The 17,632-nt window shown below is 27.4% G+C and carries 7 protein-coding genes and 2 pseudogenes; 5 read left to right on the top strand and 4 right to left on the bottom strand.

Going from position 1 to position 17,632, the window contains the following annotated elements:
- Positions 1 to 46: 46 nt before the first annotated feature.
- From H9661_RS04880 to H9661_RS04900, 5 genes are read left to right on the top strand one after another with little or no spacing between them, the layout of a single operon-like run.
- A complete protein-coding gene (locus tag H9661_RS04880; RefSeq protein WP_191767837.1) occupies positions 47 to 802 on the top strand; it encodes an energy-coupling factor ABC transporter permease in 756 nt (251 codons plus the stop codon).
- Positions 802 to 1,110 carry an energy-coupling factor ABC transporter substrate-binding protein gene (locus tag H9661_RS04885; protein WP_191767838.1) on the top strand — a complete coding sequence of 103 codons (309 nt, stop codon included), beginning with the start codon at positions 802 to 804 and terminating at the stop codon, positions 1,108 to 1,110. Before H9661_RS04880 ends, H9661_RS04885 begins: the two co-directional genes overlap by 1 nt.
- The gene (cbiQ, locus tag H9661_RS04890; RefSeq protein WP_191767839.1) at positions 1,094 to 1,858 is read left to right on the top strand and encodes a cobalt ECF transporter T component CbiQ; all 765 of its coding nucleotides are present in this window, start codon (positions 1,094 to 1,096) and stop codon (positions 1,856 to 1,858) included. The genes H9661_RS04885 and cbiQ overlap by 17 nt, the downstream gene beginning before the upstream one ends.
- Positions 1,859 to 1,877: 19 nt before the next feature.
- Positions 1,878 to 2,717 (top strand): energy-coupling factor ABC transporter ATP-binding protein, encoded by an 840-nt coding sequence (locus H9661_RS04895; protein WP_143315722.1) that lies wholly within the window; start codon positions 1,878 to 1,880, stop codon positions 2,715 to 2,717.
- Positions 2,718 to 2,732: 15 nt separating this feature from the next.
- Entirely contained in the window at positions 2,733 to 3,524 is a 792-nt protein-coding gene (locus tag H9661_RS04900; RefSeq protein WP_143315724.1) for a sirohydrochlorin cobaltochelatase, read from the top strand.
- A 304-nt stretch (positions 3,525 to 3,828) separates the two neighbouring features.
- Here H9661_RS04900 and H9661_RS20120 read toward each other — a convergent pair whose 3' ends face one another.
- The 4 genes and pseudogenes from H9661_RS20120 to H9661_RS04910 all read right to left on the bottom strand — a co-directional run bounded on the left by H9661_RS20120 (position 3,829) and on the right by H9661_RS04910 (position 17,276).
- Positions 3,829 to 6,057, bottom strand: a complete 2,229-nt coding sequence (locus tag H9661_RS20120) for a condensation domain-containing protein (protein WP_479927595.1) — start codon at positions 6,055 to 6,057, stop codon at positions 3,829 to 3,831.
- Between the two features lie 141 nt (positions 6,058 to 6,198).
- Positions 6,199 to 7,083: pseudogene (locus tag H9661_RS20125) on the bottom strand (AMP-binding protein); the annotation flags it as partial.
- Positions 7,078 to 9,405: pseudogene (locus H9661_RS20130) on the bottom strand (condensation domain-containing protein); the annotation flags it as partial. The pseudogenes H9661_RS20130 and H9661_RS20125, both read right to left, overlap by 6 nt.
- Before the next feature lie 26 nt (positions 9,406 to 9,431).
- Positions 9,432 to 17,276 (bottom strand): non-ribosomal peptide synthetase, encoded by a 7,845-nt coding sequence (locus H9661_RS04910; protein WP_191767841.1) that lies wholly within the window; start codon positions 17,274 to 17,276, stop codon positions 9,432 to 9,434.
- Positions 17,277 to 17,632: the final 356 nt, after the last annotated feature.

A 17,632-nucleotide genomic window follows, 5' to 3' on the forward strand; every position in this document is an offset into this window, starting at 1 on the left:
ACTCTCAAAGGGCGATTTTTTTTGTTTAAAAAAAGGGGAGAATTATATGAATAAAAAAGAAAAAAGCTTTTTATTACTATCTGTAATTATAACTATAACTTTTGGAATTGGTAAAAATACAAATGCTATGCATATAATGGAGGGGTATTTGCCACCTGCATATTGTATACTTTGGAGCGCATTATGCATTCCGTTCTTATTTCTAGGTTTGATTTCAATTAAAAGAACTATTAATGAACATAGAAAAACACTTCTAATTCTAGCTATGGTTGGCGCTTACTGTTTTACACTTTCTGCACTTAAAATACCTTCTGTGTCAGGTAGTAGCTCACATCCTACTGGTACTGGTCTTGGAGCTATATTATTTGGCCCTGCTGTAATGAGTGTTGTAGGCATAATAGTTTTATTATTTCAAGCAATATTACTTGCACATGGCGGATTGACAACTTTAGGCGCAAATACCTTTTCCATGGCAATTGCTGGTCCTATATTATCTTATATAATTTATAAAGTATCACTAAAAGCAAAAATTCCTAAGATGATTGCTATATTTTTAGCTGCATCTTTAGGAGACTTATTTACTTATTGTATTACCTCTATTCAGCTAGCACTTGCTTATCCATCAGAAGTTGGTGGATTTATGGCATCTTTAATTAATTTTATGAGTATATTTGCTATTACCCAAATTCCATTAGCTATCATTGAAGGAATCTTAACTGTTATTGTTATTATGGGACTTGAAAGTTATGCAAAATCTGAACTTAGTGAACTTGGATATTTTAATAAGGGAGGCATAAATTAATGAGCAAAAAAAAGACTGTTATAATATTACTCTTAATTTGTATTCTTATTGCTTCAGTACCATTAATATTAGTTAAAAATTCTGATTTTGCTGGTTCAGATTCCTTAGCTGAGGAATCTATATCTCAAATTAATCCTTCTTATAAAGCTTGGGCATCACCTATTTTAGAACCACCTGGTTCTGAAACCGAATCATTATTATTCAGTCTTCAAGCTGCTATTGGAGCCGGTATATTAGGTTATGGATTAGGTACTTTAAGAACTCGCGCAAAACTTACAAAGGAAAATAGAAATGATAACAATAGATAAATTAGCATATAATTCAAACTTACGCCATAAAGATCCAAGTCTAAAATCTTTTTTTGCTATAAGTATTCTTTTGATTTGTGTCATAGCTCGTTCAAATATTATATCTTTAGTTACATTAGTTTTAATGGGAGCTATTACTTTGCTTTATAATAATATTTCCTTAACTTATTATTTAAAACTTTTAACTGTTCCCTTTTTATTTTTATTACTAAGTTCAGTTGCAATAATATTTAATATTACTACTTATCCATTAGATTTATTTTCATTAGAATTTGGAAGTCATTATCTAGCTATAAGTAGTAATTCTCTATTTTTTACTATAAATTTAATCCTTACAGCTATTAGTTCTATATCTTGCTTATATCTTTTAACATTAACTACGCCCTTTACAGATCTACTTAGTGTTTTAAAAAAAATTCATTGCCCTTTTATCATAATAGAGCTAATGCTATTGATTTATAGATATATTTTTGTTCTGCTAGATATTGCATTAACTATTCAAACCTCGCAAAAATCTAGATTAGGTAATAAAAACTTTAAAACCTCACTATATAGTATGAGTCAAATGCTTTCTGTCCTACTAATTAGATCTTTTAAGAAAGCTTCCACTCTTTATGATTCAATGGAATCTCGATGCTATAATGGAGAAATTCATGTATTAAATGAAACTTACGAAATATGTACAAAAGATATTTTAGTTGTAATCTTAATTGAAGTATTTATTTTAGCACTTGCTATATTAGTATAAATTCAAGGAGTAACATATTATGGATAATGTTATTATAAAAGCTGAACATCTTTGTTATACCTATGAAGATGGCTCTAAAGCACTAGATGATGTTAATATTGAAATCACAAAAGGAGAAAAGATTGCAGTTATGGGTTCTAACGGATCAGGAAAATCTACTTTTTTTCTTTGTTTAAATGGAATACACAAACCTCAATCTGGAAGCTTATTCTTTAATAATTCACCTATAAACTATTCAAGAAAAGGTCTTATTGATTTGAGAAGTAAAGTTGGAATTGTATTTCAAGATCCAGATAACCAATTATTTTCTGCAAATATATTTCAAGAAATATCCTTTGGATTATTAAATTTAGGAATTAATGAAAAAGAGGCTCGCTTAAAGGTTGAAAGTATAATTGAAGATTTAGATATCTATCCTTTTCGTTTAAAACCAACTCATAATTTAAGTGGCGGACAAAAAAAGCAAGTGTCTATAGCTGATATTTTAGTTATGGAACCAGAAGTAGTTCTGTTAGATGAACCAGCTTCAGCTTTAGATCCTAAACATACTGATATGATTTATGGTATTATTAATAAATTAAGCGATAAGAGGATAACTGTTATAATTTCTACCCACGATGTTGATCATGCATTTAAATGGGCAGATACAATAGTCCTATTTCATGAAGGAACTATCTTAAAAAAAAGTACTCCAGAAGATATTTTTAAAGATAACGAACTTTTATTAAAAACAAATTTGAAAAAACCTGTGATTTTAGAATTGTTTGAAAGTCTGTGTAAGAAAAACCTCTTAGCTTCTTCTCTACCAGTGCCTAAAACATTAGAAACTCTTCAATCATATATTGAAAATATTAATTAACATAGGGAGGTAATTATGTCGCAAGTTTGCAAAAAAGGTCTTCTTGTTGTAAGTTTTGGAACAAGCTATAATTATACAAGAGAAAAAAATATTAAAGCAATTGAAGATGATATACACAATAACTATCCAGATTATAAAATATATCGAGCTTTTACAAGTAATATGATTATTAGAAAAGTATTTAAAAGAGATGGTATTAAAATTAATACTGTAGTTGAAGCTCTTAATACGATGAGAGAAGATGGTATAGAAGATTTATTAGTACAACCCACTCATATACTAAATGGTGTAGAAAATGATTTAATGATTGAAGCTTTACATAAATATAGACATTATTTTAATTCTATAAAGTTGGGCAATCCTCTTTTAACTACTCAAGAAGATTATATTAACCTAATTAATACTATATCTGAAGAATTTAGTTATATGAACCAAGATGCAGCACTTGTTTGTATGGGACACGGAACTACACATTATGTAAACACTACATATGCTGCTTTAGATTATATGTTTAAGGAAAAAGGATTTAACAATATATTTATAGGAACTGTAGAAGCCTATCCAGATTTTGATGTAATTTTAAAATCTATAAAAGCTTTTAATCCTAAGAAAATTATTCTTATGCCTCTTATGGTAGTTGCAGGAGATCACGCTATAAATGACATGGCTAGTACAGATGAGGATTCATGGAAAACTCAATTTGAAAATGAAGGTTTTTCTGTTAAATGTGTTCTAAAAGGCCTTGGCGAATATCCAAGTATCAGAAAAATTTATGTAGATCATGTTTCTCGTGCTAAAAATCTTTAATAACCAAAGAATAAATATTCTAAACCATATATATGGTAATATTCCAAACCATATATATGGTAATATTCCAAACCATATATATGGTAATATTCTTCAGAATATGCTAAAATAATGCGAGTTCTAAAAACCTCACTTCAATAACACGTCATCTTATTTTAAATTTCTGGTAAACTTCTGGCTAAAAAAGCATAGCCAATCCTTAAAATATAAGTAAATTAACTAAAAACTTATAAAAAGGAAACTATGACTATGCTGAACAATCAAGAATATATTATATTTAATTCTTTGTTTTTAGAATTTCAAATTAGAACATGCTACTTTTTAACTCTTCAGTAAATAAATTTTTAATTTTTTCTTCTTCTTTATCAAAATTTAAAAATACTGATATTCTAAGCATATCATCATAACATCTTGCATTAAACTGAATTCTTGGAATAAATCCAAGCATTTCATTATTATTTTCTAAAATTAAATTTTTCATAAACTCGTCTTCATCTTTTTTAAATTTACCTTGAAAATTGAAAATTATGGACTTTTCTAAAGAGTGATTTTTCATAAGGTATTGTACTTTCTTATTTTCTAAGCTTTCTTTCCCAAATAAGAAATTAAAAAAGTTAATTCCATGTTTTGATGATATATTTACTTTATCTTTGGCTTTTTCCATAACTCCTCTATTATCTTTGTCATCTTCATATCCCAATATAGGTATTAAATCAATAAATTCCCCAATTGTATTAAAGTATGTTTTTTCTTTATATTTTCTTCCATACCCTATCATATATATTGGAACTTTAGAAATCCCAAAGTGCTTTTTACAAACTCGATTCACAAGTTCTAATGATACTGCTGAAGGATCAAATTCAGAGTTAGTCTTTTCCATACCACCTAAGTTTATATCATAATTAAACGCTGCTATTTTCGATGGCTCATATTCTGGAGATGTTTCTTCTATTTTTGATAAATACTTTTCAAATTCTTTTAGTTCAAAAGCATCTATTATTTCTTCTTCTGTAATAGATTGTGCTCCCCCTCTTACTTGCTCTACATAACGTTCATAACTCTCAATTTCTACATCATTAATATCTTGGCCACTTTCAAGAATATCGTAATATTCAAATATCTTTCTTGATATAATCTCACTACTCATGGCATCAAATATAGCATGCGAAAAAGGTAAAACTAAAAGGTAATCTTTTAAGTTTTCTCTTACCAATAACATTTTATATAAAAGAGAATTTTCTTTTTTATATCCTTTTATAAAATATTGTTCTATACTATCTTTTAAAAACCTACTGTTAAAATCTAATGCAAATTCAGATAAATCCACATAAGGTATTGAAAGTTTTTCTGGGACACTATATTCTTCCCAGAAATATTCTTCTTTTTCTTTTACTAATATACTTCTCAATAATCCTTGTTTTGAAACCAAATGTAATATTGCTTTTTCTAGAATATTCATATCTAAATAACGTTCAATTCTAATTGCAATACCAGATTTTTCTGAGTACTTTATATGAAATTCTTGACAAGGAGCAATCTCATATCTTTTTAATATGTCTTGTGTAAGTACAGCATCATTAAACTTAGATTCTTCTTGTTCCACTTTCTCCATTAACTCTTTACTTTTTTCTATTAAAAGTTCATTTTTTAAATTTATGCTTTCTGAAAATTGTATTGGATCCATTTGCATAGATATTTTTTCAGATAACTGCATCATAGATATAGCTCTCATATAATGAGGATATATGCTTTTATGCATTTTTTCTTTTATAAATTTAGTTATTTCATTTAACTCTACTGTTTTTGAATTATCTATAAATAAAACATAATATTCTTTTTCTTCAACATTATACTTTATAAATTTATTTCTAACTGTAAATTTATCTGTTATAGCTTTTGAAGCTTTCTCAACATCATTTATCAAGCCATTCTCATCGCCTAAAATTCCCAAGTATTCAGAAATCTTTTTTATACTTGAATATTGGAATATATCATTTATTTTCAAGCTCATTCCAATTTGCTCACATTTTAAGACAAATCTTATTGCTTTTAATGAGTCTCCTCCTAGCTCAAAAAAATCTTCATTTATTCCAACATTGCTTATTCCTAATACTTCTTTCAATATATTTGCAAGTTTTTCCTCTAATTCATTTCGAGGTGACTCAAAAGATATTTTTTCATTTACATTATTAGCTAATTTAGATAAAGCTTTTTTATCTATTTTTCCATTTGCATTTATTGGCATATCATCAATTTGTATAAAATATGCTGGAATCATATAATATGGTAATGTTTTTGATAAAAACTCTTTTAAATGCTGAACTTGTATTTTTTCATCCGAAACTATATATGTATAAATGCTTTTATCTTCATTTCCTGTTTCCTTTACTACAAGTGCAACTTCTTTTACTTTTTCATATTTTAGAATTTGACTTTCTATTTCCTCTAGTTCTATTCTAAATCCTCTGATTTTTACCTGATTATCTATTCTACCTAAAAACTCTATATTCCCATCTGGTAACCATCTTGCCAAATCTCCAGATTTATATATTCTTTCTCCATTTTCAAATGGATTTTCTACAAACTTCTCTTTTGTTAAAGATAAATTATTAACATATCCTCTTGCTAACCCAGTTCCTGAAATACAAAGTTCTCCTGGTATTCCAACTGGTTGTAAATTTTCATCTTTATCTAAAATATATATTTTAGAATTTGACACAGGTTTTCCTATTGGAATGTTTTCATACTTTCCATCCACAACGAAACTTGTTGTAACTACTGTATTTTCTGTAGGTCCATAATTGTTAATCAAATCATATTCTTTATTGAAATATTTCTTTAACTTATCTCCTCCAGCTAGAACTTTTCTTAAACTTTTAAAATTACATTCTTCCATAAGTTGCTCACAAATTTGAGTTGGCAAAAAGCTTATAGTAATAGAATTATCATTATAAAATTGTTCTAATTTTTTTATATCCAATTTTATATTATTTTCAATTATATAAATAGTAGCTCCTGAAATGATGTAAGGGAACATTTCCCACACAGAAGCATCAAAACCAACCCCTGCATATTTTGTACTTCTATCATTTTCAGTTACTTGAAAATATTCATTATGCCAAAAACATAAATTAACTAAAGACCTATGTTCTATCATTACTCCTTTAGGATTACCTGTAGTTCCTGATGTATAAATTACATATGCTAAATCACTAGATTTAGCTAAAGATTTAGTATAATTTTCACTATATTCTTCTAAAATACCTGTACCTAGCTGACATTTATGTTTTTTAGCTACAATTTTATTGTCCACTTTTTTGTCAATTTCAAACAAGGCATCATATCTAAATTTAGTTAATTCATTTTCAATTGTATGTATTTTATCAGTAAACTTTACACTTTTCACTTCTTTAACATCTATAACTATATCTTCAAAGAAGCTTCTTGAAACAAAAAGTTCATTTGAGAAATCAGTTTTTGTTCTATAATTTAAATTTGAATGGGTATCCTTAAATTCTATTAACGATTCAATTAAATTTGATTTTAAATCCTGATCCATTACATCACCAATAAATAGAATTCCTTTTTCTCCTATCTTATCTACTACTTTATCTATTACTTTTCTTAAATAGTTATGTCCATGAAAACATTGTATTACACTATTTATAATTACAATATCAAAATTATCATCTTCAAGTTGATCTATCTCTCCTGCTTGAAGGCATGCTAATTTGATATTTGATATTTGTTCTTCTTTTACCCTCTTTTTATTTTTCTCTATAATATTATAAGAAAGGTCTGTCCCATAATACATATTTACTAATGGAGCTATTTTAAACATACTTAAACCTGATGCACAACCTACTTCTAACACTCTTACATTTTTATTCAAATATGGCTTAAGCTTTTTAAATATATTACTTGAGTATTCATCCATTTCTTCTCTGCTTAGATCTTCACCAGTGTAACTATTTTTCCATCCGCCACCTTCTATATCGTCATTTGCACTATCTGCTACCTGTTGCCAAAGTCGTGTATTCATTAACTCATTTTCTTCCTTTTCTTCAGCTTCATACACATTTTCTTTGTCTAAACATATATATGTATCAAATGTTTCACATTCCCACTGAAGTCTATTTAATACCCTTATATGTTCTGTGGTTGATAGCATTAGCTTTATTTTAGCATCATCAATTATATATTTTATTCTTTCCTCTGGATATTCTGGATCAATTGGAACATAAGCTCCTCCTGCTTTCAATATACCTAATATTGAAATAAGCATTTTTTCACTACTATCCATTAAGACACCTATTAAAAAATCAGACTTTTCATTTTCCTGTTTTTTAATATAATTGGCTAATCTATTTGACTTTTCATCTATTTCTTTATATGTAAATTCAATTCCTTTAAATACAACTGCAGCCTTATTAGGAGTTCTATTAACTTGCTCTATAAATAATTCATGAATTGTTTTATCTTTAGGATATAAATTCTCTATATTATTGAAATCAAATAATATTTTTTGTTTTTCTTCCTCTGTTACAATTCCTATATCCTTTATTTTTACTTCAGGATTTTCAATGATTTCAGATAAAACTTGTTTCATATGATCTTCTATATTTTTTATATCTTCTTTTTTATAAACAGTTTCATTGTAGCTAAGACGAATCTTTAACTTATCTCCTGGAACTACAATTATATTAAAGTCATAATTTATTTGTTCATATATATCAATATCAGCAACTTTAAATCCTAATAAATCTTTGTTTCCAAAGAAACTATTAATATCATCTTGTAAAGGATAATTTTCAAAACCTACTAAATGATTTATAAGATTATGCTTTAAATCTGTATTTGACTGTATTTCTGATAATGGAACATAATGATAACCAGTTGAGGAAGTTGATTCTTCATGAATTTTCTTTATTAATTCTATGAAATTCATTTCTTTATCACAATTTATTCTAACTGGAATGGTATTTACAAATAGTCCTACCATTTCTTCAATTCCTTTTATTTCAGGAGGTCTACCAGATACTACAGAACCAAATACAATATCTTTAGTATTATTATACTTTTGCAGAACTATCCCCCACAGTGATTGAAAAACAGTATTTACTGTTACTTTATTTTCTTTTGCAATTAATTTTAACTTATCTGTAAGGTTTTCTTCCATTTCAAATATATGCTCTTTTAATACATATTGTTTTTTGTCAACACTATTTGAAAAATTAGGAACTATAGTTTCTTTTTCAAGACCTTCAAGATACTTATTCCAATATTCAATTGCTTCCTCTTTATTTTGTTTATAGAACCATTGTATATAATCATTGTATGGATAAATTTCTTTCTCTTCTAAATCTTTATTTTCTTTTAGACTTACATATATTTGAAATAATTCTTTAAATACAATCCCTAAACACCATCCATCCATTATAATATGGTGAAAACTTAATGCTAAACTAAATGAATTAGAATCTTTCTTTATTACTGATATTCTTATAAGGGTATCTTTGGTTAGATTAAACCCTCGTTTAATATCAGCTTTTTTAAATTCTTCTATATAAGTCTTTTTTTCTTCTTCTTCTAGATTTGATATATCTTTAAAAGTTATATCTGAAGCTCTTTCTGCTAATACAACTTGCTTTGGTTTTTCAATCTTTTCATATACAATAGCTGTTCTTAAAATATCATATCTCTGAAGCAATATGTTAAAACTTTTTTGTAATACTTCTATATCGATATAACCATCTAAATTAAGCACAATTTGCTCAAAATACACGCTTGAGCTTTTATTATTATCCATAGCATGAAATAACATTCCCTCTTGCATTGGTGTTAATGAATATATTTTTTGAATTTTATTATTTTTTCTCAATTAATACATCTCCTTCTTCATATAAATTAATCAAATAAATCATTTATAAAATCTAGTTCTTCAATTGAAAGCATATCATCATCACCAAAATCACTTGGAGTTAATTCAACTGTATCTTTATCTAAACAATGAGCTAATATATTTTCTAAATTACTTATATAATTATTTGCAAAGATATTTATTGTTTCTTCATTGTATTCATTTTTATTGTAGCTAATCTCTAGTATCAATTTACCTTGTGATACTTTTCCATTTATCTCAATAGAATGTTCTTTTTCTAGTTTTTCGCTTATAGCTTGTCCTGTAGACATAGAAGAAATACCAAATATTGGTAAATCTTCTTGAATATCAAACTGTCCTAAATAATTGAAACATATCTCAACTTTTTTATTAAAATCATTTTCTTGTTTATTTTCAGCTTTTGTTAAGTACTTCAATATGCCATATCCTATTCCCTTATTAGGAACATTTCTTAAAGTTTCTTTTATTTTTTTTATTTGATATGCTATTTCTTCTGATTTTGACATATCAAATACTACAGGATACATTGATGTAAACCATCCTATTGTTCTTGTAATATCTATATCTTCTATTATTTCTTCTCTTCCATGGCCTTCTAAATTTATAAGTACATTATTTTTTCCTGTCCAATTCTTCACTGTGAAACATAAAGCAGTTATTAATATATCATTTATTTCTGTATTATAAGCCTTATTTACATCCCTCAATAACTGTTTAGTTTTTTCCTCTGTTAACGAAACTTGAACTACTTTATTGTCCAGCACCATATTTTTCTCTATGATTTTATCTTTTGGTAAAGGCTCAACATACATATTTTCTATAGATGTCCAATAGCTTATTTCTTTTAATGCTTTTTGACTATTTGCATAAAGTTCAAGCTTTTCAGCCCATTCTTTATAAGAATTTGTTTTCCTTGGAAATTTTATCTCTTCATTGCACAATTCCTGTTTATACCCTGAAGCTAAATCTTCCAATAGTATTCTCCATGATATTCCATCTACTACCATGTGATGAATACCAATTAGCAAATATTCTCCTTTATCTGTTTTGAAAATTTCTAATGCAAATAATGGGCCATTACTTAAGTTTATATTTTTATGTAGTTTATTTGCTTCTTCTTCCATTACTTGTTCAAAATTCAAATTATCTCTCAAATCTTTTTCTATAATGTCTATTTCAGTTTCTTCTATATGATTACAATACTGTAATACTCCATTTTCATCTTTTGTATATTTCATTCTTAGAACATCATGATGCTCAATTATCTTTTTAAACACTTTTTTAATAACATTTGGATCAAATTCATTTTCACTATATAGCATAACAGCTTGATTAAAATGGTTTATATCTTCTGTTTTCTGCTCTAAATACCATTTTTGTATTGGAGTTAGAGGTACTTGTCCACTTACAGTATCTTGCTTTATCTGTTTATTAACTACTTTTACTTTCTTAGATATTTCCTTTATTGTAGGATTTTTAAGCAAATCTTTTATTTCTATTTTTAAATTTATTGTGTTCATACGAGATACTATTTGTATTGCTTTTATTGAATCCCCTCCAAGATCAAAGAAATTATCATTAATCCCTATCCTACTTATTCCTAAAACTTCATTCCATAAGCTTACTAAATTTCTTTCTATTTCATTTGTAGCTTCTTCATAAGTTTTTCCTGTATTTATACTTCCATCTGGCATAGGAAGCACTTTTCTGTCCACTTTTCCATTACTTGTTATAGGCATTTTATCAATTTGTATGAAATATGAAGGGATCATATATATTGGTAATAAATCTCCTAGATATTTTCTTAATTCTGCTACAGTTAATTCTTCTTTTGCTACTATATATGCACAAAGATATTTATTTTTTCCTTCATCTTCCCTTGCTATAACAAAAACTTCTTCTATAGATTCATGTTTTAATAATTGATATTCTATTTCTCCAATTTCAATTCTATAGCCTCTTATTTTAACTTGATGGTCTTTTCTTCCTAAGAATTCCATATTGCCATCTTGCATCCATCTAGCCATATCCCCTGTTTTATATATCTTTTCATTTCCCTCTTGTACAAATGGATTTGCTATAAACCTTTCATTTGTCTGCTTTAAGTCATTTGCATAGCCTTCTGCAAGACATTCTCCTCCAATATACAAGTCTCCAGCTACTCCCATTGGGCATGGATTTAGATTTGAATCTAATATATAGTATTTTGCATTTTGTATAGGCTTTCCATATGGTATGTTTATCCAATTAGGATCTACTTTATCTATTTCATAATAATTTGACCATATTGTTGCTTCAGTTGCACCACCTAAGCTAACTACCTTTACACCAGGGAAAGCTTTTTCCATAACATCTGGAAGAGTAATAGGAATCCAATCTCCACTTTGGAAAACTAATCTCAGCTTACCATTTTTAGCAACTGCCTTATCTTTTGGAAGCAACTGAACAACCTGTTGTAGCGCTGCTGGAGCAGAATCCCAAAAAGTAATTGGTTCTTCACAAATAATATTAAGTAATTTTTGTGAATCCTTAACTTCATCCTTAGATGCCATTCTTATAGACCCGCCTGTAGCTAAAGTTCCAAATATATCATATACTGATAAGTCAAAACAGAATGAAGTAACAAATAGTATTTGATCTTTTTCACATACATTATATTTTTTATTTACCCATTCAATTAAATTTATTGCTGGTTGGTGCTTTACAACTACTCCTTTTGGTATTCCTGTTGAACCTGAAGTATATATTATGTATGCTACATCCTGTGGTGTACTTAATACTCCTAAATTTTCTTTTGGTAGTTTTAAAAGGTCACTTAATGTTGCAATATTTTCATCTTCAGATTTTACTGGTTCTTCATCCATATAAATTACATTTTTTATACTATTCTCTTTTTGCAACTCTTTTACGAGTTCACTTTGTTCACTCTGCGATACAATAAATGAAATATTACTATTTTCTATCATTTTCCCTATTCTTGTTATTGGGAAACTAGGATCTATTGGCACATATGCTCCACCTGATTTTAATATTCCCATCACACCTATAATCATTTCCATAGAACGTTCCATAATTATGGCTACTGGTTCACCTGCATTTACTCCTTTACTCTTAAGGAAAGCTGCTAATTGATTTGATTTTTCATTCAATTCCCTATATGTTATTTCTTTTCCTTCAAATACAGCAGCTAAATTATTAGGTGTCTTTTCTACTTGTTCTTCAAATAATTGGTGCATTGTTTTATCTTTTGAATAATCAGCTTTTGTATTATTAAAATCGTAAAGAACTTTTTTCTTTTCAGACTCATTAATAATTTCTAGTTCTGAAATTGTTGTTTTAGGATTTTCCACTACTTGACATAATATTTTTCCAAAACTTGTTGCAAACTTTTCTATAGTGCCCTTTTTGAACAACTTTGTACAATATTCAAAAGTGCATTCTAATCCGTCTTCACCTTCATATACAAGCAATGTTAAATCAAACTTTGCTATATTAGCATTAAAGTCATATGGAACAAAATTTAATCCTGCTATATTGGTTTCACGTATATCTACATTTTGCCAAGCTACCATAGTATCAAATAAAGGATTTCTACTAAAATCTTTTTCTACATCAAGACGTACTACTAATTCTTCAAATTGATAATCTTGGTTTTCATAACCTTCTAAAAATTTTCTCTTTACTTCTTTTAGAAACTCTATAAAATTCTTATTTGACTCAGGATAATTTCTTAATGCTATTGTATTAACAAACATTCCAACTACATTTTGAAATGATTCATGAGTTCTTCCAGCTACAGGAGATCCTATAATTATATCTTCTTGTCCTGTATATTTTGCCAACAATACGTTATATGCAGCAACAACTGTCATATATAATGTTGCACCTATTTGGGTAGATATTTCTTTTAAATGCTTTGTCACTTTTTTATCTAATTTGAAGTTTATTTTATCTCCCTCAAAGCTTTGTTCAGATGGTCTTGGATAATCTGTTGGCATGTTAAGCACTGGTATTTCTCCTGAAAACTCTCTTAGCCAATATTCTTCCTGCTTTTTGGCAATCTCTGATGTTAAGAATTCCTTTTGCCATTGTGAAAATTCTTTGTATTGTATTTCTAACTCTTTTATTCCTTTATCTTCATATATTTGTCCAATTTCTTTTAAGATGATTTCCATAGAAACTCCATCTGATACTATATGATGAATATCAAAAAGCATAACATGTCTTTCTTCATCTAGCTTAACTAAAGTTACTCTTAAAAGTGGCGCCTTGCTTAAATCAAATGGTTTTAAGAACTGTTTTATTACTTCTGTAAGTTCTTTTTCATCTTTTTCAATAAACTCTATATGAAAATCTATTTCTTCATGAATCTTTTGCATAGGTATTCCATTTACAATTTCAAATGAAGTTCTTAATGATTCATGCCTTTTAATTAACTCTTTAAATACATTTTCAAACTTCTCTACATCTAACTTTCCTTCAATGATAGTTACTGAAGGCATATTATAATTTATACTTGCATCTTGAAATTGTTTTATAACAAATAATCTCTTTTGTGCAGAAGATAATTCATAGTATTCTTTTTTCTCCACACTACTTATTAATTTGAAGTCAGTTTTATTTCTTTGTTGAATTTGCTCAGCTAATGTCTTTATTTCACTAAAATCAAACATATCTCTAAGTGAAATTTCAACATTTAAGCTTTTATGTATTTCAGCTATAATTCTTACTGCATTTAATGAATCTCCTCCAATATCAAAGAAGTTATCATTTATTCCTATTTTATTTACTTCTAAATTTTCTTGCCATATCTCTACTAACTTCTTTTCTATTTCATTTGTAGCTTCTTGATAAACTTTTCCTGTATTTATTTTTTCTCCAGGTTTTGGAAGTAACTTTCTATCTATTTTCCCATTACTTGTTATAGGCATTTTATCAATTTGTATGAAATATGAAGGAATCATATATATTGGTAATAGATCTCCTAAATATTTTCTTAATTCTGCTACAGTTAATTCTTCTTTTGCCACTATATATGCACAAAGATATTTATTTTTTCCTTCATCTTCTCTTGCTATAACAAAAACTTCTTCTATAGATTCATATTTCAATAGTTGATATTCTATTTCTCCAATTTCAATTCTATAGCCTCTTATTTTAACCTGATGGTCTTTTCTTCCTAATAATTCCATATTCTCATCTTGCATCCATCTAGCCATATCCCCTGTTTTGTACATCTTTTCATTTCCTTCTTGTACAAATGGATTTCCTATAAATCTTTCATTTGTCTGCTTTAAGTCATTTGCATAGCCTTCTGCAAGACATTCTCCTCCAATATACAAGTCTCCAGCTACTCCCATTGGGCATGGATTTAGATTTGAATCTAATATATAGTATTTTGCATTTTGTATAGGCTTTCCATATGGTATGTTTATCCAATTAGGATCTACTTTATCTATTTCATAATAATTTGACCATATTGTTGCTTCAGTTGCACCACCTAAGCTAACTACCTTTACACCAGGGAAAGCTTTTTCCATAACATCTGGAAGAGTAATAGGAATCCAATCTCCACTTTGGAAAACTAATCTCAGCTTACCATTTTTAGCAACTGCCTTATCTTTTGGAAGCAACTGAACAACCTGTTGTAGCGCTGCTGGAGCAGAATCCCAAAAAGTAATTGGTTCTTCACAAATAATATTAAGTAATTTTTGTGAATCCTTAACTTCATCCTTAGATGCCATTCTTATAGACCCGCCTGTAGCTAAAGTTCCAAATATATCATATACTGATAAGTCAAAACAGAATGAAGTAACAAATAGTATTTGATCTTTTTCACATACATTATATTTTTTATTTACCCATTCAATTAAATTTATTGCTGGTTGGTGCTTTACAACTACTCCTTTTGGTATTCCTGTTGAACCTGAAGTATATATTATGTATGCTACATCCTGTGGTGTACTTAATACTCCTAAATTTTCTTTTGGTAGTTTTAAAAGGTCACTTAATGTTGCAATATTTTCATCTTCAGATTTTACTGGTTCTTCATCCATATAAATTACATTTTTTATACTATTCTCTTTTTGCAACTCTTTTACGAGTTCACTTTGTTCACTCTGCGATACAATAAATGAAATATTACTATTTTCTATCATTTTCCCTATTCTTGTTATTGGGAAACTAGGATCTATTGGCACATATGCTCCACCTGATTTTAATATTCCCATCACACCTATAATCATTTCCATAGAACGTTCCATAATTATGGCTACTGGTTCACCTGCATTTACTCCTTTACTCTTAAGGAAAGCTGCTAATTGATTTGATTTTTCATTCAATTCCCTATATGTTATTTCTTTTCCTTCAAATACAGCAGCTAAATTATTAGGTGTCTTTTCTACTTGTTCTTCAAATAATTGGTGCATTGTTTTATCTTTTGAATAATCAGCCTTTGTATTATTAAAATCATAAAGTATTTTTTGTCTTTCAATTGGATTCAATATTTTAAACTGAGATATTGAATTACAAGGATTATTTATAACATCTTGCAATAAAAATTGAAAATATGACATAACATTTTCAATAGGAAAATTATCATCAAAAACATCAAATCTATAATCAAAATCAATTTCAACATCTTGTCCTTCAGCATATTCTCTTACAAATATAGCTAAAGCATTTTCTTCACTCTTATTAACTAAAGCTTTTGTAGTTGTCTTATGTCCATCAAATCGTTTATCAAAATCAAACTTTTCAAATGATAAGGTTATATCAAAAACATTTCTTTTATTTTCAGAATCATTATTAGCTAATTTTAAAATTTCACCCAAAGGAAATTTTTGATGCCTATAACATTGTAGTAAATCTTTTTTTATTCTATTTGCAACAACATCAAAAGTTTCATTTCCATCACTAGCAATTTTTAATGGAATCAAATTTACAAAAAGCCCAAATGTATTTTTTTGTTTTGCATTTTTTCTATTTAATATAGGTATTCCTATAGTTAACTCATTCTTATCATATATTTTACTAAAACACATATGCACAATTGCTAAAATAGAATGAAATGTTGAACACCCTTTTTCCTTTGAATATTCAATAAGTTTTTCATAGATTTTCCAACTTATTTTCAATGTTTTTCGTGAACTTGTAATTGTGTCTTGTATTTTTTTCCCTTTTCTATTCATAAGAGGTTCAGGCACTTCTTTTAAATATTTTTCCCAAAATTCAGAATTTTTTTTATATGCTTCTGACTTTAAATAATCAATATTGTCCATAATAAAATCAACATAAGAGTTATTTTTCTTTTCTACTGAAATTTCATCCTCTGAACCACTTATAAGGCTATTATAAATATTAACCATTTCCCCCATTAAGAATGAACATCCCCATCCATCTGTAATTACATGATGAGTTAACATAAGCCAATAAAATAGATTTTCATTAACCTTTACTAAACTAAACTTAAACAGAAAATTATCATACATATCAAATGGCTTTATAGCCTCATTTTCAATCCATTCTTTACTTTTTTCTATGGAACCATTCCCACATGAGAAATCAAGAAATTCTAGATGGTAATCTATTTCTGGTACAATTTTTTGATAATATTCACCATCTCTTTTTATAATCTTTATTCTTAAAGCATCATTTTCTTCAATTAAGATATTAATAGCCTTCTGAAATTTTCCATAATCTATGTTTCCTTCAATAACAAAACATCCCCCAATATTGTAAAGTTGCCTATTTGGATACAAACATTGTTGAATCCATATATCTTTTTGATATGATGTTAATTGATATAACTTTTCTTCTTTTAAAACATCTACACTTTGTTTTTTAGTCATAATTTTTTGCCTCCCTTTTTATTATTGCTGTTATTTTAGATAATTTTTATATAAATTAAATCTTTTAAGTCAATCAAAAGCACCTAAAAAATTCAAAAAATATTAAGCTCATTATATAAAATTAAAAAATTAATGCCATTAAATTTTCTAAATATATTCATACCGATAAAGCTCGTTCCATTATAGTTAATTAAAACAAACATTATATTTATAAATTATTAAAGAAAATTTAACAGCATTTAAAATATTATTAATAAAAACTATTCTATTTTTTAATTTTATAGTTGTTAAAAATCCATTTTAGTAAAGTTTTGTAAATATCTTAAATAAAAAACTCTTACTAAGATGTTTAAGAA

It is taken from the genome of Clostridium cibarium (assembly GCF_014836335.1).
In the GTDB taxonomy this organism is placed as follows: Bacteria; Bacillota; Clostridia; order Clostridiales; family Clostridiaceae; genus Clostridium; species Clostridium cibarium.